Source organism: Enterobacter sp. SES19 (genome assembly GCF_011765665.1).
GTDB lineage: Bacteria > Pseudomonadota > Gammaproteobacteria > Enterobacterales > Enterobacteriaceae > Enterobacter > Enterobacter pseudoroggenkampii.
In genome coordinates, this window is record NZ_CP050320.1 from 549,880 (window position 1) to 573,363 (window position 23,484).

General features: G+C 59.5%; 18 protein-coding genes and 1 pseudogene. 5 read left to right on the forward strand and 14 right to left on the reverse strand.

Annotation, left to right across the window (positions count from 1 at the left end):
* Nucleotides 1-1,137, forward strand: coding sequence for a lactonase family protein (locus tag GXP72_RS02545; protein ID WP_090419323.1), 1,137 nt, complete (start codon nt 1-3; stop codon nt 1,135-1,137).
* 19 nt (nt 1,138-1,156) lie between these two features.
* Nucleotides 1,157-3,067 carry a PRD domain-containing protein gene (locus GXP72_RS02550; RefSeq protein WP_208763449.1) on the forward strand — a complete coding sequence of 637 codons (1,911 nt, stop codon included), beginning with the start codon at nt 1,157-1,159 and terminating at the stop codon, nt 3,065-3,067.
* 32 nt (nt 3,068-3,099) lie between these two features.
* On the opposite strand, the gene nrdG is transcribed toward GXP72_RS02550, so the two are convergent.
* The 5 genes from nrdG to treR all read right to left on the reverse strand — a co-directional run bounded on the left by nrdG (nt 3,100) and on the right by treR (nt 10,410).
* Nucleotides 3,100-3,564: an anaerobic ribonucleoside-triphosphate reductase-activating protein gene (gene nrdG / locus GXP72_RS02555; RefSeq protein ID WP_032651464.1), complete on the reverse strand. Its 465-nt coding sequence runs from the start codon at nt 3,562-3,564 to the stop codon at nt 3,100-3,102.
* Nucleotides 3,565-3,705: 141 nt separating this feature from the next.
* Nucleotides 3,706-5,844 carry an anaerobic ribonucleoside-triphosphate reductase gene (gene nrdD, locus GXP72_RS02560; RefSeq protein ID WP_023334309.1) on the reverse strand — a complete coding sequence of 713 codons (2,139 nt, stop codon included), beginning with the start codon at nt 5,842-5,844 and terminating at the stop codon, nt 3,706-3,708.
* A gap of 374 nt (nt 5,845-6,218) precedes the next feature.
* Entirely contained in the window at nt 6,219-7,862 is a 1,644-nt protein-coding gene (treC, locus tag GXP72_RS02565) for an alpha,alpha-phosphotrehalase (RefSeq protein WP_208763450.1), read from the reverse strand.
* 52 nt (nt 7,863-7,914) lie between these two features.
* A complete protein-coding gene (gene treB / locus GXP72_RS02570; RefSeq protein ID WP_029739268.1) occupies nt 7,915-9,333 on the reverse strand; it encodes a PTS trehalose transporter subunit IIBC in 1,419 nt (472 codons plus the stop codon).
* 129 nt (nt 9,334-9,462) lie between these two features.
* A complete protein-coding gene (gene treR, locus GXP72_RS02575) occupies nt 9,463-10,410 on the reverse strand; it encodes a trehalose operon repressor TreR (RefSeq protein WP_032651468.1) in 948 nt (315 codons plus the stop codon).
* A 391-nt stretch (nt 10,411-10,801) separates the two neighbouring features.
* Between treR and mgtA the strand changes: the two genes are divergently transcribed.
* Nucleotides 10,802-13,510: a magnesium-translocating P-type ATPase gene (mgtA, locus tag GXP72_RS02580; protein ID WP_024907265.1), complete on the forward strand. Its 2,709-nt coding sequence runs from the start codon at nt 10,802-10,804 to the stop codon at nt 13,508-13,510.
* A gap of 222 nt (nt 13,511-13,732) precedes the next feature.
* Complete coding sequence (locus GXP72_RS02585; protein ID WP_208763451.1) at nt 13,733-16,117, forward strand: family 20 glycosylhydrolase; 2,385 nt, start codon at nt 13,733-13,735, stop codon at nt 16,115-16,117.
* Nucleotides 16,118-16,168: 51 nt separating this feature from the next.
* Here the strand turns inward: GXP72_RS02585 and ridA are convergent, their stop codons facing one another.
* The 4 genes from ridA to GXP72_RS02605 form a co-directional block, all read right to left on the reverse strand.
* On the reverse strand, nt 16,169-16,555 hold the full coding sequence (ridA, locus tag GXP72_RS02590; RefSeq protein WP_008501391.1) for a 2-iminobutanoate/2-iminopropanoate deaminase: 387 nt from the start codon (nt 16,553-16,555) through the stop codon (nt 16,169-16,171).
* 73 nt (nt 16,556-16,628) lie between these two features.
* On the reverse strand, nt 16,629-17,090 hold the full coding sequence (gene pyrI / locus GXP72_RS02595; protein ID WP_045908062.1) for an aspartate carbamoyltransferase regulatory subunit: 462 nt from the start codon (nt 17,088-17,090) through the stop codon (nt 16,629-16,631).
* A gap of 12 nt (nt 17,091-17,102) precedes the next feature.
* Nucleotides 17,103-18,035, reverse strand: coding sequence for an aspartate carbamoyltransferase (gene pyrB / locus GXP72_RS02600; RefSeq protein ID WP_208763452.1), 933 nt, complete (start codon nt 18,033-18,035; stop codon nt 17,103-17,105).
* Between the two features lie 34 nt (nt 18,036-18,069).
* On the reverse strand, nt 18,070-18,174 hold the full coding sequence (locus tag GXP72_RS02605; protein WP_022646880.1) for a pyrBI operon leader peptide: 105 nt from the start codon (nt 18,172-18,174) through the stop codon (nt 18,070-18,072).
* On the opposite strand from GXP72_RS02605, the pseudogene GXP72_RS02610 reads away from it, so the two are divergent.
* Nucleotides 18,154-18,278, forward strand: a pseudogene (locus tag GXP72_RS02610) (hypothetical protein). The gene GXP72_RS02605 and the pseudogene GXP72_RS02610 sit on opposite strands and share 21 nt — an antisense overlap.
* On the opposite strand, the gene GXP72_RS02615 reads toward GXP72_RS02610, so the two are convergent.
* The 5 genes from GXP72_RS02615 to arcA all read right to left on the reverse strand — a co-directional run bounded on the left by GXP72_RS02615 (nt 18,275) and on the right by arcA (nt 23,458).
* Entirely contained in the window at nt 18,275-18,754 is a 480-nt protein-coding gene (locus GXP72_RS02615; protein WP_024907261.1) for an ArgR family transcriptional regulator, read from the reverse strand. The pseudogene GXP72_RS02610 and the gene GXP72_RS02615 overlap by 4 nt on opposite strands.
* Nucleotides 18,755-18,834: 80 nt before the next feature.
* Nucleotides 18,835-20,238 (reverse strand): YfcC family protein, encoded by a 1,404-nt coding sequence (locus GXP72_RS02620; RefSeq protein WP_208763453.1) that lies wholly within the window; start codon nt 20,236-20,238, stop codon nt 18,835-18,837.
* A 46-nt stretch (nt 20,239-20,284) separates the two neighbouring features.
* Nucleotides 20,285-21,289, reverse strand: coding sequence for an ornithine carbamoyltransferase (gene argF / locus GXP72_RS02625; protein WP_032651476.1), 1,005 nt, complete (start codon nt 21,287-21,289; stop codon nt 20,285-20,287).
* A 26-nt stretch (nt 21,290-21,315) separates the two neighbouring features.
* Entirely contained in the window at nt 21,316-22,227 is a 912-nt protein-coding gene (arcC, locus tag GXP72_RS02630) for a carbamate kinase (RefSeq protein ID WP_148768609.1), read from the reverse strand.
* A gap of 10 nt (nt 22,228-22,237) precedes the next feature.
* A complete protein-coding gene (gene arcA / locus GXP72_RS02635) occupies nt 22,238-23,458 on the reverse strand; it encodes an arginine deiminase (protein WP_208763454.1) in 1,221 nt (406 codons plus the stop codon).
* Between the last annotated feature and the right edge of the window lie 26 nt (nt 23,459-23,484).

The window sequence follows — 23,484 nt, forward strand, 5'->3', positions numbered from 1 at the left end:
ATGCACACCCGTACCCTGCTTGTCGCTTCACTTTCTTTACTGACCACTGCCGCGATCGCCCAGACGCAATACGCCTGGGTGGGCACCTACAACCCCAACGGCGAAGGGCTGTACCGCTTTACCGTTGATCCGCAAACCGGCGCGCTGGCGAATAAAACGCTGGTGAGCAAACTGCCGAATGCGGCGCAGTTGACCCTTTCACAGGACGGCAAAACGCTGTATCTGGCAAGCGAAGTGGAGCAGGGCGTGGTGCAGGCGCTGCGCGTCGGCGATAACGGTGCGCTGAGCGAGCTCAATCAGGTGGCCTCCGGCGGCGCGGGGCCGGTTTACCTGTCGCTGACGCCGAACGGTCGCCATCTGCTGGTGGCCAACTACGTCAGCGGGTCGATTGCCGTTTTGCCGATCAAGGCAGACGGCAGCCTGGGTAACGCCACGGACACACATCAGGACAAGGGCGAACCGGGCGCGGCGAAGCCCGAAGCCGCTGCGGAGGGCAGCTTTGCCATCAGCGATCATAATGGCCCCCACGCGCATATGATCGCCGCCGATCCAAGCGGAAAATACGTATTTTCCACCGATCTGGGGCTGGATCGCCTCTACCAGTACCGTTTTGACGATCGAACCGGGAAGCTGACGCCGAACGATCCACCGTTTATCAGCGCCTCCTCGAAAGGCGCCGGGCCGCGCCACTTTGTCTTTACGCCAAAAGGCGATGCCCTGTGGCTGATTAACGAAGAGGCGTCTACGCTCACCCATTATACCGTGAGCGCCAACGGCACCTTGAAAGAGGGCAAAACGCTTTCAGCCCTGCCGGAAGGCTACAAAGGCACCAGCTTTGCTGCCGGGCTGGCATTAAGCGCTGATGGCAAACAGCTGTATGTGGCTAACCGTTTGCATAACAGCATCGGGCACTTTACCGTAACAGCGGAGGGTACGCTGACGCATCAGGACGATGTGTGGACGCGTGGTGATTATCCCCGCACCCTGACGCTCGATAAACAGGGGCGCTGGCTGTACGTCATGAACCAGCGGAGCGACAACATTACCCGTTTCCGCGTCGGTCAGGACGGCAAGCTAAGCTTTGAGCCAGACTATACCCCGGTCGGCAGCCCATCCCAGATGGTCATTTCACCTTAAGCCGTAAGAGGACAAACCCGTGCGATTTCCGAACCAACGTTTAGCGCAACTTTTCGATCTGTTGCAAAACGAGACGCTGCCGCAGGACGAGCTGGCGCAGCGGCTGTCGGTCTCCACGCGAACCGTCCGTGCGGACATTACCGCCCTTAACGCGCTGCTGGCCAGCCACGGCGCGCAGTTTATCCTGAGCCGGGGCAACGGCTATCAGCTCAAAATTGAGGATGCCGGGCGCTATCAGCAGCTTCAGGCATCCCACCCGCGCGCGCTGCGTATTCCCCGGACCGGGCCGGAGCGCGTGCATTATCTGGTGGTGCGTTTTCTCACCTCGGCGTTTTCGCTTAAGCTGGAGGATCTGGCGGACGAGTGGTTCGTCAGCCGCGCCACGCTGCAAAGCGACATGGCGGAGGTGCGCGAGTGGTTTCATCGTTACAACCTGACGCTGGAAACCCGTCCGCGCCACGGCATGAAGCTGTTTGGCAGCGAGATGTCGACCCGCGCCTGCCTGACCGATCTGCTCTGGGAGCTGGCGCAGCAGGACAGCCTGAACCCGCTGGTGACCGACGTGGCGCTGAATGCGGGCGTGGCGGAGCAGATGGTGCCGGTGCTGCACGACGCCCTGACGCGTCACCACATTCGCCTGACCGATGAAGGCGAGCTGTTCCTGCGCCTGTACTGCGCGGTGTCGGTGCGGCGCATCAGCGAGGGCTATCCGCTGCCGGAATTCCACGCCGAAGACGTGGAAGAGAACGTGCGCGAGGCGGCGAAAGATATCGCGGTGACCATCCAGCAACTGGCAGGCAAAACGCTTTCGCCGTCGGAGGAGAGCTGGCTGTGCGTGCACATTGCGGCGCGGCAGATTCAGGAGATTGCCCCGAGCGCAATTAACGCCGACGACGACGAAGCGCTGGTCAACTACATCCTGCGCTACATCAACACCCACTATAACTACAACCTGCTTAGCGACGCGCAGCTGCACGCGGACCTGCTCACGCATATCAAAACCATGATCACCCGCGTGCGGTATCAAATCATGATCCCCAATCCGCTGCTGGATAACATCAAGCAGCACTACCCGATGGCGTGGGACATGACCCTCGCGGCGGTGTCGAGCTGGGGCAAATACACGCCGTATGTGATCAGCGAAAACGAGATTGGTTTCCTGGTGCTGCATATTGGCGTCGGGCTGGAGCGTCACTACAACATTGGCTACCAGCGTCAGCCGCGCGTGCTGCTGGTATGCGACGCCGGTAATGCCATGGTCCGCATGATTGAGGCGGTGCTGCAGCGTAAATATCCGCAGATTGAGGTCACGCGCACGCTCACCCTGCGCGAGTACGAGCTGGCGGAAACGATTGGCGAAGACTTTGTGATCGCCACCGCCCGCGTCAGCGAAAAGTCAAAACCGGTGGTGACGATCGCCCCGTTCCCGACCGACTATCAGCTGGAGCAGATTGGCAAACTGGTGCTGGTGGATCGCACCCGTCCGTGGATGCTGGATAAATACTTCGACGCGGCCCATTTCCGCATTATCGACAAGCCGATCGATCAGCAGACGCTGTTCCGCGAGCTGTGTGAACAGCTTGAAGGCGAGGGTTTTGTCGGCGCGGAGTTCCTGGATTCCGTCGTCGAGCGTGAAGCAATCGTCAGCACCATGCTCGGCGACGGCATTGCGCTCCCGCACTCCCTCGGCCTGCTGGCGCAGAAAACGGTGGTCTACACCGTGCTTGCCCCGCACGGCGTTCAGTGGGGCGACGAAACCGCGCACGTCATCTTCCTGCTCGCCATCAGCAAAAGCGAGTACGAAGAGGCGATGGCGATTTACGATATCTTCGTCACCTTCCTGCGTGAGCGGGCGATGTCACGTCTCTGTAGCTGCGAGGATTTTGCCGGATTTAAGGCGGTGGCGATGGAGAGTTTGAGTCGTTTTTGAGATAAGGGCGGATGGATAACATCCGCCTTTGATCAACGCAAATGATGCACAACCTGGTTGCTACTGCCGCGCCAGATGAGCGCCGGGTCTTTTAAATCCTGCACGAACTTGCCGTCGACCAGGACGTTAATCAGATCCACGACTTCCATTTGCTGCGCGTTCAGCTCATCCAGCTTGTAGCCTGTCCAGACCCAGATATCTTTTCCCGAGCACTCGCGGCGAATGCGCTTCACCAGCTTCAAAATATCCGGCACGTTTTGCGGATGCAGCGGATCGCCGCCGGAGAGGGAAATCCCCTGACGGTGAATGCGCGTGTCGTTCAGGTCGTTGACGATCTTGTCTTCCATTTCAGCGGTAAACGGCATGCCGGAATTTAAGCGCCAGGTGCTTTTGTTGTAGCAGCCAGGGCATTCGTGGACGCAGCCTGACACGAACAGGGTGCAGCGGGTGCCGGGGCCGTTGACGATGTCGACGGGGTAGTACTGGTGATAGTTCATAGCGTTAACCTGATGCCCTCACCCCGGCCCTCTCCCACAGGGAGAGGGAGAAAACCGGAGTCAGGATTAGCAATGTGCTCGATCGGTTCCCTCTCCCTTGAGGGAGAGGGGTAGGGTGAGGGGGAGTACCCTGCGCAGAACTTACCCGATCTGCCCATTCCCCAAATGCTTCACGCGGCGCTTCACCTCTTCCTGCTTGCCCGCGTTAAACGGACGCGCGTCCGGGCTACCGAGGTAGCCGCACACGCGACGGGTCACGGAGACGCGGGCCGCGTCGTGGTTGCCGCATTTCGGGCAGGTAAAGCCTTTACTCGTACACTCGAACTCACCGGTAAAGCCGCACTCGTAGCACTCGTCGATAGGCGTGTTGGTCCCGTAATACGGCACGTGCTGATAGCTGTAATCCCACACGTCCTCCAGCGCCTTCAGGTTGTGCTGAATGTTCGGGTACTCGCCGTAGCAGATGAACCCGCCGCTGGCGATCGGCGGATAGGCCGCTTCGAAGTCGATCTTGTCGTACGGGTTCACCTTCTTCTCCACGTCGAGGTGGAAGCTGTTGGTGTAGTACCCTTTGTCGGTCACGCCTTCCACAATCCCGAATTCGGCGGTGTCCAGACGGCAGAAGCGGTCGCACAGGTTCTCGCTCGGCGTGCTGTAGAGGCTAAACCCGTAGCCGGTTTCCTCTTTCCACTGGTCAACCGCGTCGCGCAGGCGCTGAACGATGGCGATGCCTTTTTCGCGCAGGGCCTCACTGTCGTACATGTGCGTGTCGCCAAACAGCGCGTTGATGGTTTCGTGGATGCCGATATAGCCCAGCGAAATCGACGCTCGACCGTTTTTGAAGATCTCAGACACGTCATCGTCCGCCTTCAGGCGCACGCCGCAGGCTCCTTCCATATAGAGGATCGGCGCGACGCGGGCTTTCACCCCTTCCAGACGGGCGATACGGGTCATCAGCGCCTTACGCGCCAGCTGCAGGCGCTCGTCCAGCAGTGTCCAGAATTCAGCTTCATTACCTTTGGCCTCCAGCGCGATGCGCGGCAGGTTGAGGCTGATGACGCCCAGGTTGTTGCGCCCGTCGTGGATCTGCTCGCCGTTTTCATCTTCGTACACGCCGAGGAAGCTGCGGCAGCCCATTGGCGTTTTAAACGAACCGGTCACTTTGACGACCTGATCGTAGTTCAGGATGTCCGGGTACATGCGCTTGCTCGCGCACTCCAGCGCCAGCTGTTTGATATCGTAGTTCGGATCGCCAAACTTGTGGTTCAGGCCGTCGCGAATCGCGAACACCAGTTTCGGGAACACCGCCGTTTTGCGGTTCTTACCGAGGCCGGAAATACGGTTGCGCAGGATCGACTGCTGGATCAGGCGCGATTCCCAGCTGGTGCCCAGCCCAAAGCCGAAGGTCACAAACGGCGTCTGGCCGTTGGCGGTGTGCAGCGTGTTCACCTCATATTCCAGCGACTGGAAGGCGTCGTAGCACTCTTTCTCGGTGCGGGAATGGGCGTAGCCGTCAGCGTCCGGGATCTGCCACTCTTCAGCCGTTTTACGGTGCTTGTTGAAGCTCGCCGTGACGAACGGAGCCAGCACTTCGTCAATGCGGTTAATGGTGGTCCCGCCATAAATGTGGCTGGCGACCTGGGCGATAATCTGCGCCGTGACCGCGGTGGCCGTGGAGATCGACTTAGGCGGTTCAATCTCGGCGTTACCCATTTTAAAACCGTGGGTCAGCATGCCTTTCAGGTCGATCAGCATGCAGTTGAACATCGGGAAGAACGGCGAATAGTCGAGATCGTGGTAGTGAATTTCGCCGCGCTCGTGCGCAGACACCACGTCGCGCGGCAGCAGATGCTGACGGGCATAGTGTTTGGCGACGATACCGGCCAGCAGGTCGCGCTGGGTGGGGATCACTTTACTGTCTTTGTTTGCGTTTTCATTGAGCAGGGCGGAGTTGGTCTGCTCGACCAGGCCACGGATCTCCTGGTTCAGACGGCCGCGCTTCTCGCGCTGAACGTCACGATCGTGGCGGTACTCAATATAGGCGCGCGCCAGCTGCTTGTAAGGTCCTGCCATCAGCTGGTTCTCAACCGCGGTCTGGATTTCGTTGATATCGACCTGACTGCGTTCATTCATCTGGCTGCTAACGACTTCTGCGACGGTGGCGCAGTAATCTGCGTCATCGACTCCCGCTGCTTTAGCTGCACGCAGAATGGCTTCCTGGATGCGCTCTGATTTAAACGGCACTTTACAGCCATCACGTTTCATCACATGCGGTGTCATGATCACTCCATTTTTAAAAACAGGTTATCCACAGAGGTGGAGAAGTATTCACCGGACGCATTTCTCGCCAGGCCAAAGACTTCCCGCGTTCCCGGCTCGTGTTATCCACAATTCCGGCCAGCGTAAGCGCCGTCTTGTTGTTGGAATAGTAGACGATAAATACAAGATATTGGGTCGGCGTGCATTTTAAGTGCTACATATAGTGATTTGCATCAAACATGTTTGCGATTTATTTGATTCAGAACAAAGTAAAAAGGCGAGAGTACAAACGGCGGGCGCTACAGCATTTGTAAAGGCGAGCGAGAAAAATCTGATTAATTATTCAACAAAAACAGTAAAGTAAGCCGGGTGCAGGGCTGCACCCGGCAGGACGGTTACTGTTGCAACCACCAGACGGCTTCAAACGGACGCAGCGACGTCGTTTGCGGTGTCGGGTAGTTACTCATCAACACCTGCAACTTACCGCTGAGAAGGTCTGTCTGCCATTCCTGAGGCGTATTGCTCAGGTTTGCCGCAACAATCAGGGTCTGCCCCTGCCACTGGCGACGGTAGCACCACAGGGAAGGGTGTTCCGGCAGGAGATCCTCATAATCCCCCCACGTCAGCACCGGCAGGGTTTTGCGCAGGCTAGTCAGCGACTGATAGGTATAGAAAACGGAATCCGCATCGTCCAGCGCCGCGTGGGCGTTCACGGTTTCGTAGTTGTCGCAGACGCCAATCCACGGTTCGCCCTCGCTAAAGCCCGCATTGTGCGACGCGTCCCACTGCATTGGCGTGCGGCCATTATCCCGGGACTTACTCGCCAGAATCGCCAGTAACTCATCCGGATCGCGGCCGTTGGCGCGCAGTTCGGCAAACATGTTCAGGCTTTCCACATCGCGGTAATCGGTGATGCGGCTGAAGTGCGGGTTCGTCATCCCCAGCTCTTCGCCCTGATAAATATACGGCGTGCCCTGCATGCCGTGCAGCACCATCCCGAGCATCTTCGCGGCGTGAACCCGGTATTCTCCTTCGTCACCGAAGCGCGACACGATGCGCGGCTGGTCGTGGTTACACCAGAACAGCGCGTTCCAGGCTTTGTTATGCATCCCCTGCTGCCAGTGGCGGAAGAGGGTTTTCAGCGCCACGAAGTCCGGCTTCGCCTTCGTCCACTTTTCGCCGCCGGGGTAGTCCACCTTCAGGTGGTGGAAGTTAAAGGTCATCGACAGCTCGCTTCCGTCGAGCGACGCGTACTGCTGGCAGTTCTCCAGCGAGGTTGAGGACATCTCGCCTACCGTCATCAGGTTGCGCGGGGTAAAGACGTCGCGGCTCATCTCCTGCAGATATTCATGGATGCGCGGCCCGTCAGTGTAGAAGCGGCGACCGTCGCCCGCCTCGTCATTCGGGAAATCCTGATCTTTCGAAATCAGGTTAATGACATCGAGGCGCAAGCCGTCGACGCCGCGGTCGGCCCAGAACTCGCACACCTTTTTCAGCTCGCCGCGCACCGCCGGGTTTTCCCAGTTGAGGTCCGCCTGCTCCGGCGCGAACAGGTGCAGGTAATACTGCTCGCTCTCCGCGTGCCAGCGCCAGGCGTTGCCGCCAAACTTGGAGCGCCAGTTGTTGGGCAACTGCTCAGGCGTGCCGTCGCGCCAGATGTAGAACTGGCGGTACGGGCTCTCTTTGTTCAGCGATTCCCGGAACCAGGGGTGCTGGGTTGAGGTGTGGTTGAACACCATATCCAGCACGATGCGAATGCCGCGCTGGTGCGCCTCGGTGACCAGCTCGTCAAAGTCATCCAGCGTGCCGTACGCCGGGTCGATGGCGGTGTAATTCGCCACGTCGTAGCCGTTATCCACCTGCGGGGAGATATAAAACGGCGTCAGCCAGATGGCGTCGATGCCGAGGGTTTTCAGGTAGTCCAGACGCTGCGTCACGCCGCGTAAATCGCCGGTGCCGCTGCCGGTGGTGTCCTGGAAACTCTTGGGGTAAATCTGGTAGATAACGCCGTTTTGCCACCAGTGAGGAAGGGTATTCATAGTGTGTTCCTGCAAATGCGAAGGGGCGCAACTGCGCCCCGAAAGAGAGAGATTAAACAATCTGCAGCGAGCCCTGACGGAACTTACGCTGATAAACCACGGTAGTCAGCGCCATTGGGACGATAATCGCGATGGCCATTGCCAGGGCGAATACCTGCCAGTAAGCGGGCTGGATGGAGAGGATGCCCGGCAGGCCGCCGACGCCAATCCCGTTTGCCATTACGCCGTTCAGTCCGCACACCAGGCCCGCCAGACCGGAACCGATCATCGCGCAGAGCATCGGGAAGCGGTATTTCAGGTTGATACCGTACATCGCCGGTTCGGTGACGCCGAGGTAGGCGGAGATGGCCGCCGGAACGGAGATCTCGCGTTCGTTGTGCTTGCGGCTGACGATGATGATGCCGGTCACCGCGGACGCCTGAGCAATGTTAGACAGGGCGATAATCGGCCAGACCGGCGTGCCGCCGAGGCTCTGGATCATCTGCATATCAATGGCCAGCGTGGTCTGGTGCACGCCGGTGATCACCAGCGGAGCGTACAGGAAGCCAAACAGCGCGGCGCCAATCGGGGCGAAGCTGCCGGTCATCAGGTGGCGCACCGCGAAGGCCACGCCGTCGCCAATCATGCGGCCAAACGGACCGATAAAGGCGTGCGCCAGGAAGACCGCCAGAATCAGCGAGCAGACCGGCACCACCACCAGATAGAGGTAATCCGGCACGATGCGCTTCAGTCGGGTTTCAATAAAGCCCAGCGCCAGCCCCGCCAGCAGGGCCGGAATAACCTGCGCCTGATAGCCCACTTTGGCGATAGTAAACAGGCCGAAGTTCCACACCTCAGGCACCTGCTGACCAAGTAAGTAAGCGTTCATTAACTGCGGAGAGACCAGCGTGACGCCCAGTACGATACCGAGGATCGGCGTACCGCCCATCTTGCGCACCGCGGACCAGCAGATCCCGACCGGCAGATAGAAGAAGATCGCCTCGCCAATCAGCCACAGGAAGTCGTACACGGTTTTCAGCGCCGGATACATCTGCGCCAGGGTTTTGCCGTCGCTCATCGGCACGTCGCCGATGACGTTACGGAAGCCTAAGATCAAGCCTCCGCTGATCAGCGCCGGCAGGAGCGGGAAGAAGATCTCCGCGAAGTGGGAAATCAGCTGCTCGTGCCACTTCATGTTCTGGCGCGCGGCCTTCTTCGCCTGCTCTTTATCGGCGGAGGAGTGCCCGGTCGTTGCCAGCAGAGCCTGATAGTAATCGCCCACTTCGGTACCAATCACGACCTGGAACTGACCGGCGTTGGTGAAGCAGCCTTTAACCATGGAGAGTTCTTCAATGGCCTTCGGGTTAGCTTTGGCCGGATCGTTCAGCACGAAGCGCAGGCGGGTAATGCAATGGCTGACGGTAGCGATGTTTTCGCGGCCGCCGACCAGGACGATCAGCCGATCGATATCTGCTTGTTTGACTTTACTCATCATGAAACCTCATGACAGATGGTGAGGGGGTGTAATGACCTGAGCGCAAGCCTACTCCTTCAGCGTGACGGCGAAAATGGGAACGTTCCCGAAATCAGGCGAAGATCACAATAATCTGTTTTAGGAGGGTTACGAAAGGTGAGCGGGAATGACGATCTGACGCGGCTCAGCGCGCCCGTTGATCTGCTCGATCAGCTGCGCGGCGGCCTGTCTGCCGGACTCGGCGTAGCCCGGATCGACGGTGATGATCTCCGGGTGCAGGAACTTCATCAGCGGCGTGCTGCCGACGCTCGCCACCTGCAGGTTATCGATGCGCTGCTCCTGCAGATATTTGCTGGCACCCAGCGCCAGGGTATCCGTGGCGCACACCAGCGCGGTGGTCTGCGGCGTCAGAACGCTGGCGACCTGCTCGTAGCCCTGCTTCATGCCCAGCCCCGGCAGAGAGGCCACGGCGGAGAGGTTGTGCTTTTTGCAAAAGGCCAGATAGGCCTCATGGCGACGCTTGCCTGTGGTGACGTCCGCGTGCGGCACGCCGAGGAAGCTGATATGACGATGGCCTTCGTCAAACAGGCGCTGCATCAGGGTGATAATCGCGCCCTCGTCGTCATAGCAGACGGAGGCAAAACCGTGGGCATCGCGCGCCAGCAGCACCAGCGACGGCTGCCAGGGTTTTAGCATCTCGTCTTTGATGCCGGTAAAGCCGAACAGCACCACGCCGTCAATGTTGCGCCGCTGGAGCATGCCCAGATGTTCTTCCACCAGCTGTGGCGAGAACTGGCTCTCCATCATGATCGGGTCATATCCCTGCTCATAGAAGGCGGGCAGCATGGTCTGCACGGCGAGGTTTTCAGACAGAGAGTCCAGACGCGAAACAATGATGGCGACCACTTTGTCACTCTGCCCGCGCATGGCGCGCGCGGAGCGGGAAGGGGAAAAGCCGTGCTGATTCATGACCGCCTCAACGCGCTCGCGGGTGCGTTCGCTGACGCCGCTTTCGTTGTTCAGCACGCGTGAGACGGTTGATTTCCCCACGCCGCTTAAACGCGCGATGTCTTTAATCGTAAGGCGGTTCTGCATGCTGTATTCCCTGTAACAACGACAAAATGGTCAATTGAGCCTAATGCTATAGCGCGATTTCGCTATGGGCAAAGTCTGGTTTACGTTCGGTTTATTTGCAGGGGGGTATAATACCGCCCGAATCGTCACAAAGGGTACGCTTAAATCCTTATACTGCGCGGCGACACCCTACTTTTTACTTACCGGAGGCTTCATGGATCCCGATCCCACACCTCTCCTGAACGGGAGAATGCGTTCTTTCCGGTAAGCCAGCCTGTTGCTGACTCACCGGTGATGTGAGGCAGCAACGTCCCAAACGTTCCTGCTTGAAAAATTGAGTGCCTCTCAGGTACGGCCTTGCCACGCCTGAAGGAAATGCTGCGTCCGCATTCGCGGATGCGGAGGAATGACTATGTTTAAAAATATCACCCGGCAGCTGCAGGCCCTGCTGAGCCGCCACCTGCCACACCGTCTGGTTCAGCGCGACCCGCTGCCAAACGCCAAAAACATGGCGGGGGCGGCGATCCCCGCGTCCCTGACCGAACGCTGCCTGAACGCGGCGGCGATGGATGAAAACGAAGTCTGGCGCGCCTTTGGCGGACACCCGGAAGGGCTGAACGCGTTAGAAGTGGAAAAAATCCGCGCCGTGCACGGCGATAACCTCATTCCGGCACAAAAGCCGTCTCCGTGGTGGGTGCATCTGTGGCTCTGCTACCGCAACCCGTTCAACCTGCTGCTGACCGTGCTCGGCCTCATCTCCTACGCGACGGAAGATCTGTTTGCCGCAGGGGTGATTGCCCTGATGGTGGGCATCTCCACGCTGCTGAATTTTATTCAGGAGGCCCGCTCCACCAAAGCGGCGGACGCCCTGAAGGCGATGGTCAGCAACACCGCGACCGTCTCGCGCGTGATCAACGATCTCGGCGAAAACGCCTGGGTGGAATTGCCTATCGACCAGCTGGTGCCGGGCGATCTGGTGAAGCTGGCCGCGGGGGACATGATCCCGGCGGATTTACGCATCATCCAGGCGCGCGATCTCTTCGTCGCGCAGGCTTCCCTGACCGGGGAATCCCTGCCCGTTGAAAAGGTGGCGCGCAGCCGTGACCCGCAGCAGATGAACCCGCTCGAGTGCGACACCCTGTGCTTTATGGGTACCACGGTCGTCAGCGGCACCGCGCAGGCGATTGTCACCGCCACCGGGGGCAACACCTGGTTTGGTCAGCTTGCCGGGCGCGTCAGCGAGCAGGAGAGCGAGCCGAACGCCTTCCAGAAAGGCATTGGCCGCGTCAGCATGCTGCTGATCCGCTTTATGATGGTGATGACGCCGATCGTGCTGCTGATCAACGGCTACACCAAAGGCGACTGGTGGGAAGCGGCGCTGTTTGCGCTCTCCGTGGCCGTCGGCTTAACGCCGGAAATGCTGCCGATGATTGTCACCTCCACGCTGGCGCGCGGGGCGGTAAAACTGTCGAAACAGAAGGTGATCGTCAAACACCTCGACGCCATTCAAAACTTTGGCGCGATGGACATCCTCTGCACCGATAAAACCGGCACCCTGACGCAGGACAAAATCGTGCTGGAGAACCACACCGATATCTCCGGCAAAACCAGCGAGCGCGTGCTGCACAGCGCGTGGCTGAACAGCCATTACCAGACCGGGCTGAAAAACCTGCTCGACGTCGCGGTGCTGGAAGGGGTAGATGAAGAGTCCGCCCGCACGCTCTCCGGCCGCTGGCAGAAGGTGGATGAGATCCCGTTCGACTTCGAGCGCCGCCGGATGTCGGTGGTGGTGAGCGAGCAGACGGATGTGCATCAGCTGATCTGCAAAGGCGCGTTGCAGGAGATCCTGAACGTGTCCACGCAGGTTCGCTATAACGGCGACATCGTGCCGCTGGACGACACCATGCTGCGCCGCATCAAGCGCGTTACCGACAACCTGAACCGTCAGGGGCTGCGCGTGGTGGCGGTGGCGAGCAAGTTCCTGCCGGCGCGCGAGGGTGACTATCAGCGTATCGACGAATCCGATCTGATCCTCGAGGGTTACATCGCCTTCCTCGATCCGCCGAAAGAGACCACCGCACCGGCGCTGAAAGCGCTGAAGGCGAGCGGCATTACCGTCAAAATTCTCACCGGCGACAGCGAGCTGGTGGCGGCCAAAGTGTGCCACGAGGTGGGGCTGGACGCGGGTGACGTGGTAGTGGGGAGCGATATTGAACATCTCTCTGATGACGAGCTGGCGAAGCTTGCCCAGCGTACCACGCTGTTTGCCCGCCTGACGCCGATGCACAAAGAGCGCATCGTCACCCTGCTTAAGCGCGAAGGGCACGTGGTGGGCTTTATGGGCGACGGCATCAACGACGCGCCCGCTCTGCGTGCGGCGGATATCGGTATCTCCGTAGACGGGGCGGTCGATATTGCCCGCGAAGCGGCGGATATCATTCTGCTGGAAAAGAGCCTGATGGTGCTGGAGGAGGGCGTCATCGAAGGGCGCCGTACCTTCGCCAATATGCTCAAGTACATCAAGATGACCGCCAGCTCCAACTTCGGTAACGTCTTCAGCGTGCTGGTGGCGAGCGCGTTTCTGCCGTTCCTGCCGATGCTGCCGCTGCACCTGCTGATCCAGAACCTGATGTACGACGTGTCTCAGGTGGCTATCCCGTTTGATAACGTGGACGACGAGCAGATCCAGAAGCCGCAGCACTGGAACCCGGCAGATCTCGGGCGTTTCATGCTGTTCTTTGGCCCGATCAGCTCCATCTTCGACATCCTGACCTTCTGCCTGATGTGGTTTGTGTTCCATGCCAACACCCCGGAACACCAGACGTTGTTCCAGTCCGGCTGGTTCGTGGTCGGGCTGCTGTCGCAGACGCTGATTGTGCATATGATCCGCACGCGCCGCATTCCATTCATCCAGAGCCGTGCCGCATGGCCGCTGATTGTGATGACGGGGATTGTGATGGCGCTCGGCATCGCGCTGCCGTTCTCACCGCTGGCGAGCTACCTGCAGCTGCAGGCGTTGCCGCTGAGCTACTTCCCGTGGCTGGTGGCGATCCTCGCGGGGTATATGGTGCTGACGCAGATGGTGAAAGGGTTCTATGCGCGTCGGTATGGGTGGCAGTAAAAACATACCCTCACCCTAGCCCTCTCCCTGAAAGGGAGAGGGGACCGCTCGGTGCCGCCTTTCACCCTCGCCCCTTTGGGGAGAGGGCCGGGGTGAGGGGACTGGCTTTCCTCTCAAATTCAACAACCTGTGATCTCCGTCGGCGCATTCGCTTGACGACAAATTGAGCGCATGTTAACAGAATGTTTTGCCTTTATTTGGCCCGTCAGATAAGGAACATTCATGTTACGGTACAGTCTCTTAACCGCCGGGCTGATGCTCGGCGCCTCTGCCTTTGCCGCCCCGGCAGGGGATCTCCCCTTAATGCCCTGGCCTGCGAAGGTCGAACGCCCGACGACCCAGGGCGCGCTGGTGCTTAACGATAAAATCTCTGTCAGCGTCAGCGGCGACGATCTGGGCGACGCCGTCAACCGCCTGCGCCAGCGCATCGCCCTGCAAACCGGCTGGACGCTGCAGCCTCAGGCTGAAAAGCCAGACAAACCGACTATCCGCATCGCCATCGCTAAAAAGGTAAAGCCGCAGCCGCTGCCGGACAGCGATGAAAGCTATAGGCTCACGGTGGATGCCAACGGCGTGACTATCTCCGCCAACACCCGTTTCGGTGCCTTGCGCGCCATGGAAACCCTGCTCCAGCTGATGCAGAACGGGGCGGAAAATACCTCTCTGCCGTGGGTTACCATTGAAGATTCGCCGCGTTTCCCGTGGCGCGGGCTGCTGCTCGATTCGGCACGTCACTTTATCCCGCTGCCGGATATCAAACGCCAGATCGACGGCATGGCTGCGGCGAAGCTCAACGTGCTGCACTGGCACTTAACCGACGACCAGGGCTGGCGCTTCAGCTCGAAGCGCTACCCTAAGCTGACGCAGCTTGCCAGCGACGGGCTGTTCTACACGCCTGAACAGATGCGTGAGGTGGTGCGTTACGCCGCCGAGCGCGGCATTCGCGTGGTGCCGGAGATCGACATGCCGGGCCACGCCTCGGCGATTGCCGTGGCCTACCCGGAGCTGATGAGCGCCCCGGGGCCGTACGCCATGGAACGCCACTGGGGCGTGCTGAAGCCGGTTCTCGATCCCACCAAAGAGGCGACTTACGCCTTTGCTGACGCGATGGTCAGCGAACTGGCGGCGATCTTCCCCGATCCGTATCTGCACATCGGCGGCGACGAAGTGGACGACAGCCAGTGGAAAGCGAACCCGGCAATCCAGCAGTTTATGCGCGACAACAGGCTGGCGGACAGCCACGCGCTGCAGGCTTACTTCAACCGCAAGCTGGAAACGATCCTCGAGAAGCATCACCGCCAGATGGTCGGCTGGGATGAGATCTACCATCCTGACCTGCCGAAAAGCATTCTGATCCAGTCCTGGCAGGGGCAGGACGCGCTGGGGCAGGTGGCGCAGAACGGCTACAAGGGCATTCTGTCGACCGGCTTTTATCTCGACCAGCCCCAGTCCACCGCCTATCACTACCGCAACGAGATCGTCCCACAGGGGTTAAACGGCGTGGATGTGATAGCCGACACCGACAGCGCCCAGAGCTGGGCCTTCTCCATGCCGCGCCTGAAGGGCAAGCCGGTGGAGGGGAGCTTCACCCTGGTGAAAGGGGATGCCGGCTGGCGCGGGTTTATTGATTTTGCCGGGAAATCGCGCCGTGCGGTGCAGAACATCGAGTGGCGCGATGACAGCCAGGTCACGTTTACCGTCGATACGTGGATGGGCGAAACGCGCCCGGTCGTCACCGTCGATAAAGACAAACTCTCCGGCTATTTCCTTGTCGGGAATACGCGCTACCCGATTAGCGGCACGCGTCTGGACGACGTGCCGAAAGGCGTTCCGCCCGTCGTGCCGGACGTGGCGAACCAGGCCAACCTGCTCGGCGGCGAAGCGGCGCTGTGGGCGGAAAACGTGGTGGCGCCAGTGCTGGATATCCGCCTGTGGCCGCGTACGTTTGCGGTGGCGGAGCGGTTGTGGTCCGCGCAGGACGTCAACGATGTCGACAACATGTACACCCGCCTGCAGGCGATGGACAGCTGGTCGACGGTGTCGGTCGGGCTGCAGCAGCATACCCAGCAGCAGGTGCAGTTCACGCGCCTCGCCGGTAATGCCGACACCCTGCCGCTGCAGATCCTCGCTCAGGCCATTGAACCGGCGCAGTATTACACCCGTCAGCACCTGAAGTTCCAGGCCGGAAACTATCATCAGTTCGAGCCGCTCAACCGCTTTGCGGATGCGCTGAACGCCGAAAGCGCCACCGTGCGCCAGATGCTCAAATGGGCGGACCGTCTGGTGAGCGATGCGGAAGACACGGAAAGCGCCGACGCCCTGCGTCACGTCTTTAACCGCTGGCAGAGCAACACCAGCGACGCGCTGGCCTTAAGCGAAAACAGCTATCAGCTGAAGGCAATGAAGCCGGTGATCCAGGAGGTGGATAAGCTGGCCTCCATTGGCCTTCGCCTGACGGATCTGGTGGCGCGTCAGGGCACGCTGGATGACAAAGAGATCGCCTCGATTCAGAGCGAGCTGGATAACGCGGCGAAAGTGCAGGACGAAGTGGTGATTGCGGCGGTTTATCCGCTGGAGACGCTACTGAGAGCAACGCGGAATCAGTAGCAAGCAACAAAAAAGGCAGCCTGGGCTGCCTTTTTTTATCGACAAAGCGAATTAACGACGAACGGCAATCGCTTCGATTTCAATTTTCACGTCTTTTGGCAGACGCGCCACTTCCACGCAGGAGCGCGCCGGGAAGGTGGCGTTATGCTCGGTGAAGAACGCTTCGTAGGTGGCATTAACGGTCGCGAAATCGTTCAGATCCTTCACGAACACGGTGGTTTTCACGATATCACCCACTTTCAGGCCAGCAGATTCAACGATAGCCTGCACGTTTTCCAGCGACTGACGCGCCTGCGCCGCGACATCTTCCGGCACCGCGCCGGTTTTTGGGTTTACGGGGATCTGGCCTGAAGTGATGATCATGCTGCCCAGATCAACGCCCTGAACGTAAGGGCCGATAGCGGCTGGTGCATTTTCCGTCGCGAGTACTTTGCTCATGTTTTCTCCAGAATTACAGCGTTAAGAATGTTCCCGGCCATTATAACAGCCGGGATTTCATTACCAACCTCAATTAGTTGGCCAGCACCACATAATGAGAAAACTCTTTTTCGCAGTATTTGCATTTGAGCGCGATGTCATCGGCGCGTTTTTTCACTGCAAAGCTGGAGGAAACCGGCTCAGCATGACTGATGCAGTTGCTGTTCGGGCAAACCAGCACGTTTTCGATGCGATCCGGCAGGCTCGGGCGGGATTTGCCGACCACTTCATACTCGTCGATGCGGTTGACGGTGGCGTCCGGCGCGTACAGCGACAGCTGGTTAACCTGCTCGTCGGTCAGGAAGGTGTTCTCGATTTTAATCAGGTCCTTGCGGCCCATTTCGCCCGACGGCAGGTTCAGGCCGATGGTGATGCGCTGGTCGGTTTCGGTCAGTTTGAACAGCGTCAGCAGCTTAAAGCCCACCTGCGCAGGGATGTGGTCAATCACGGTGCCACGCTTGATGGCTTCAACCTGGAGTTTGTTATCGTGTGTCATGGTCGTCTCCCCTTACAGAGCTAATTCGCGATTCAGAACCAGTGCCAGTAACGCCTGGCGGGCGAAAATGCCGTTTCCGGCCTGCTGGAAGTACCAGGCGTGCGGCGTTTTATCGACGTCTGTGGTGATCTCATCGATGCGCGGCAGCGGATGCAGGACCTTCATGTTGTTGCGTGCGCCTTCCAGGTCGCTGGCGCGCAGCACGAACTGCGCCTTCACGTTGGCGTATTCGGACGGGTCCAGACGCTCTTTCTGCACGCGGGTCATGTACAGAATATCCACGTGGCTCATCACCTCTTCGATGCTGGCATGCAGGCTCCACGCAATGCCTTTCTCATCCAGCATGTCGAGAATGTACTGCGGCATCGCCAGCGCGTCAGGCGCGATGAAGTAGAAGCGGTTGCCGTTAAATTTCGCCAGCGCCTGCGTCAGGGAGTGGACGGTGCGGCCATATTTCAGGTCGCCGACCATGGCGATATTCAGGTTCTCGAGCTTGCCCTGGGTCTCCTGAATGGTGAACAGATCCAGCAGGGTCTGCGTCGGATGCTGGTTGGCACCGTCACCGGCGTTCAGTACCGGAATGCCGCCGGAGAACTCGGTCGCCAGGCGCGCCGCACCCTCCTGCGGATGACGCATCACAATCGCGTCGACGTAGGTGCTAATCACTGAAATGGTATCCGCCAGGGTCTCGCCTTTTTTACCCAGCGACGTGTTGCTGCTGTCCGAGAAGCCCACCACGCTCGCCCCCAGGCGGTGCATGGAGGTCTCAAAGGAGAGGCGGGTGCGGGTCGAGGCTTCAAAGAAGCAGCTCGCAATCACCTTGTGCTTCAGCAGCTCCGGTTGCGGATTGGCCTTCAGTTTTGCCGCGGTTTCCAGAACCAGTTCCAGCTCTTCGCGGCTGAGGTCGTTTATGGAAATGATGTGTTTTTGATAAAGCGGATTCATGTTTATCTCCTGACGCCGGGCAAAAAAAAGCCCCTCAAATGAGGGGCTCTGGGAATAGGTTTAGCAACGGGAAGAAAAACGGCAGGCCAGCGTCTGATTTCAGACGCGGTAAGACGTTATGTCGTACACGCTTGACCATGCTTCCTCCCGGCAAATTGTCGGGCATTATACGCAGCTCGCTTTTCGGATCAAGCGATTTAATGCACGCTTTACTCAATGCAAACGGTTCTTTATGAATATTAATTCGTTCTGAGTAAATAATTAATTTGCTTATGCACCAGCGCGGTGCGCTTCACGACCCGGGGAGCGACCCAGACGATACTGCTGCCAGCCACCACGCCTAAAATTTCCGGCAGCTGGTGATAATCCAGAATACGCGCCACCGCGCGGCCATATCCGGCGACGGTATGCACAAGGATAAACTCGCTATTATGCTCGACGCTGACCACCATTTCGGACACGGTACGCGCGGCGTCGGGGGCAGGGCGCAGCTGGGGATTCAGCGAATAAATCTTTAGCCCTTTGGCATTTCGAATTTTTATGACACCGAGCAATTTAAGCAGACGTGAAACGGTGGACTGGCTGATGGTCTCAAAACCACGCTCCTGCAAATCCCGGCGGATCTCCTCCTGGGAGAGATAGCTCTTTTCTGCTATCAGACGCTGGCAGACCGTCAGCTGTAGTTGTTCTTTGGGAGAGTACTCTTCGTAATCCATCATAGTTCCCATATCAGTTCCCGAAATAACCGGTGGCACCGCACCGATCCGTAGGCCGGATAAGCGCAGCGCCATCCGGCAAATCACAACAAGGCACCCAGGCTCAACGCCACCATGATCACTACCGTTAATATCCCCAGCAGCGGTGCCACCCATTTCAGATAGCGCACGTAGGGCACGCGGGCGATCGCCAGCCCGCCCATCACGACGGCAGAGGTGGGAGTGACCAGATTAACGATGCCGGAGGCCGACTGGTAAGCCGTAACCACCAGGTCGCGGTTGACGTTAGCGAAATCGGCAAGGGGCGCCATGATCGGCATCGTCAGAACGGCCAGGCCGGACGAAGAAGGCACAAGAAACGACAGCACCACTTCCAGCCAGTACATCACGTTGATGAACGCCACCGTCGATAACCCGGTAACCATCCCCTCGGCGCTGTGCAAAATGGTGTGGGTAATCATGCCCTTATCCATGATCACTACGATACCGCGCGCGATGCCGATAATCAGCGCGACGCCCAGCAAATCTCGCGCGCCGTTGATAAACGTCGAGGTCAGCTCCTCTTCGCTCATGCGGGCGATCAGGCCGACGATAATCGCGCTGGCGAGAAACACCGCCGATATCTCCGCCATCCACCAGCCCAGTACCGCCACGCCGTAAATCATCACCGCGAAGGCGAGGGCGAAAATCACCAGGATGATTTTGCGCACTGGGGTAAATTCCAGCGACTGTTCGCCCTTGTTGCCGAGGAAATGGGCGCAGTTCTCTTCCTGCTTGTCTGCGACGATCGACAGCGACGGATCCTTGCGCACCTTGCGGGCGTAACGCATTACCCACGCAACGCAGATGATCCAGCCGATGACCAGCAGCGCCACGCGCAGGGCGATGCCGTTGGTGAAGGGGATCCCGGCGGCGTTGGCGGCGATGACCGTTGCAAACGGGTTGATGGTGGAACCCAGCGTGCCGATCCCCGCGCCAAGCAGCACGGTGGAGGCGGCGACCACCGGATCGAAACGCGCGGCCAGCATTACCGGCACCAGCAGGGTGTAGAACGGCAGAGACTCTTCGGCCATACCGTAAATCGTGCCTCCTGCGGCAAACAGCGCCATCAGGATCGGGATCATCCACTCTTCGCGGCCGCGAAGCCGGGTGGTGACGCGCTCGATCCCGGCGTCAATTGCCCCGGTTTTGGTGACGATCCCGAGAAATCCCCCGATGATCAGAATAAACAGCGCCACGTCGATCGCCCCGGCCTGGCCGGATTCCGGATCGTACAGCCCGGCAATCGGTGCCATCAGCACCGAAACCAGCCCCTGCGGATGCGCCGCCACGTGCGCGTAGGTTCCGGCAACCGGCACTTCTTTGCCGAGCGCCTCGTTCATTGCCATATGGTACTGACCGGCCGGGACAACCCAGCTCAGCGCTGCGACGACGGCGATCAGAAAGAAGAGAATGGTGTAAGCGGAGGGAAACTTGAACTTGCCCATGATGTTCTCCTTAACCCGGCGCACCCCGCGGCGCGCCGGGCGGTGATTAGTCGCCGAGTGTCGCCACCATGACCGCTTTAATGGTGTGCATGCGGTTTTCTGCTTCGTCGAAGACGATGGAGTTCGGTGATTCAAAGACCTCTTCCGTCACCTCCAGCCCTTTCAGGCCGTACGCCATCTCGATCTCGCGGCCCACTTTGGTGTGCTCGTTGTGGAACGCGGGCAGGCAGTGCATGAACTTGACGTTCGGGTTGCCGGTGGCTTTCATCACCTGCGCGTTAATCTGATACGGCTTCATCAGGCTGACGCGCTCGGCCCAGGCTTCCTTTGGCTCGCCCATGGAGACCCACACGTCGGTGTAGAGGAAATCGGTCCCCCGCACGCCTTCTTCCACGTCGTCGGTGAGGGTGATGCGCGCGCCCGTCTCTTTCGCGATGGCGCGGCACTGCTCAACCAGCCCCGCTTCCGGCCAGAAGGATTTCGGCGCGACGAGGCGGATGTCCATCCCCATCTTGGCCGCGCCCACCATCAGGGAGTTGCCCATGTTGTTGCGCGCGTCGCCGAGATAGGCAAAGCTCAGCTCCGGCAGGGTTTTGCCCGGCGCGTGCTCCAGCATGGTCATCAGGTCGGCGAGGATTTGCGTTGGGTGAAACTCGTCGGTCAGGCCGTTCCACACCGGCACGCCCGCGTACTCGCCCAGCTCTTCGACGATGGCCTGACCATAGCCGCGGTATTCGATGCCGTCGTACATGCGGCCCAGCACGCGGGCGGTGTCTTTCATCGACTCTTTATGGCCGATCTGCGATCCGCTTGGGCCGAGGTAGGTGACCTGCGCGCCCTGGTCGAACGCGCCCACTTCGAAGGCGCAGCGGGTGCGGGTGGAGGTTTTTTCAAAGATCAGGGCGATGTTTTTCCCGACCAGGGTTTGCTTCTCGCGCCCGGCTTTTTTAGCGGCCTTCAGCTCAATGGCGAGGTCGATCAGGTACTGGATCTCCGCCGGGGTGTAGTCCAACAGTTTCAGGAAGTTGCGGTTTTTCAGGTTGATGGTCATGGCTAAATCCTTTTTAAAATGAGTGTTCAGTTACGAATCAACGTGCCTTTCTCGCCCGCGAGGATCTCCGCGCCGTCGGCCAGCGCGCCGATCCCGGCAATGCCGTTGCAGGCTTCAACAAACTCGCGGCAGGCGGCCACTTTCGGCCCCATCGATCCGGCGTCGAACTGCATGCCTTTGAGCAGCTCCGGCGTCACCTGTGCCAGCGGGCGCTGGGTCGGCTTGCCCCAGTCGAGGTACACCGCGTCGGCGTCGGTGAGGATCAGCAGGGCGTCGGCCTCGATTTGCCTCGCCAGCAGGGCGGCGGAGAGGTCTTTGTCGATTACCGCCTCGATCCCGCGATAGCCGTTGGCGTGTTCCACCACCGGCACGCCGCCGCCACCGTTGCAGATCACCAGGTGGTCGCGCTGGATCAGCGCCGTGATGGCGTCGCTCTCGACGATGCGCTTCGGCTGCGGTGACGGCACCACGCGGCGGACGTAGCTGCCGTCGGCCTTAAACACCCAGCCTTTCTCCGCGGCCAGCGTTTTTGCCTGGGCTTCGCTGTAGACCGGGCCGATGTACTTGGTCGGGTTGCTGAAGGCCGGGTCGGCGGCGTCCACTTCTACCTGCGTGAGCAGAACGCTAACCTCGCGCTGCGGCAGGCTGTTTTTCAGCGCCTGCTGGAGCATGTAGCCGATCATTCCCTGGCTTTCCGCGCCGAGAACGTCCAGCGGGTAGGGCGTGACTTTGTCGTAGGCGCTATTTTGCAGCGCCAGCAGCCCGACCTGCGGCCCGTTGCCGTGCACCAGCACCACGCGCCACTGCGCCGTCAGCCCGGCGATGGTGCGGGCGGCCTGCTCGATGTTCTGGCGCTGGATCTCTGCTTCCAGCGGCTCGCCGCGCTTGAGCAGCGCGTTGCCGCCCAGGGCCACAACCAGAGTGGGTTTTCGTTCCATGATGGCTCCTTTAAATTCCGTCGCGTTCCAGCGGGCAGCTCATGCAGCGCGCGCCGCCGCGGCCGCGTCCCAGCTCGTCGCCCGGGATGGGCAGCACGGTGATACCCGCCTTGTCGTACTTCTCGTTGGTCCAGACGTTGCGCTCGTAGCCAATCACCACGCCCGGGCGGATGGTTAGCACGTTGTTGGCGTCGTTCCACTGCTCGCGTTCGGCTTCAAATGCGTCTCCGCCGGTGGTGATCAGGCGCACCTGGCTAATGCCGAGCGCTTTCTCGATGGCGTGCAGTAGGTCGGTTTCCTGGGTGCGCAGCAGGCCGCCGCGTCCGTCCGGGGTGAGCGTCCAGCACTGGGCGTCTTTGCGCACCACTTCCGGGTAAACGGAGAAGGTGTCCACGTCGATGTGGGTCATGACGGTGTCGAGGTGCATGCAGGAGCGGTGTTTTGGCAGCTCAACGGCGATCACGCGCTCGGCCTGGCGGTGTTTGAACAGGCTGTTGGCGAGAAACTCCACGCCCTGCGGGGTGGTGCGTTCGGACATGCCGATCAGCACCGCACCGCGGCCAATCACTAATACGTCGCCGCCTTCTAAGGTGGCGTGGTCGTAATTAATATTCTCGTCGCCGAAATACTTAATAAAATCGCCGTCGGCAAACGCCGGGTGCCAGCGATATATTGCCCGCAGGTTATTCGTTTCGCGCTGACGGGCCGGTTTGGCCATCGGGTTAATGGACACGCCGTTATAAATCCAGCAGGAGGTATCGCGGGTAAATAAATGGTTCGGCAGCGGCTTCATAATAAAATCATTCGCCGTGTGGGTATCGACCACCATATTTTTAATGGCTGCCGGAATTTCACCGTAGGTTAATCCGCCGCTTAATCTGCGCGCCAGCTCGCGGTGCGGCATATCCGCCAGCCAGCCGCGGACGTCGCTGGCAAAGGTAGGGCCGAGGCGATAGTCAGAGATTTGCGTCTCCAGCAGCCAGGCTTTCGCCTCAGCAATATCAAGGGTTTGTGTCAGAAGGTCGGTCAACAGCAGGACTTCCACACCCTGCTCGCGCAGCGTGTTTGCGAAGATGTCATGCTCCTCACCCGCCCGCTCAACCGAGAGCACGTCATCGAAAAGGAGCTCCTGACAGTTTGATGGCGTGAGACGCTTCAGACTTAAATTAGGGCGGTGCAGCATAACGCTACGCAATTGACCAATTTCAGAACCGACGTAATGCTTTTCCATAATTATTCCTTTAACTGTTTTTCAGA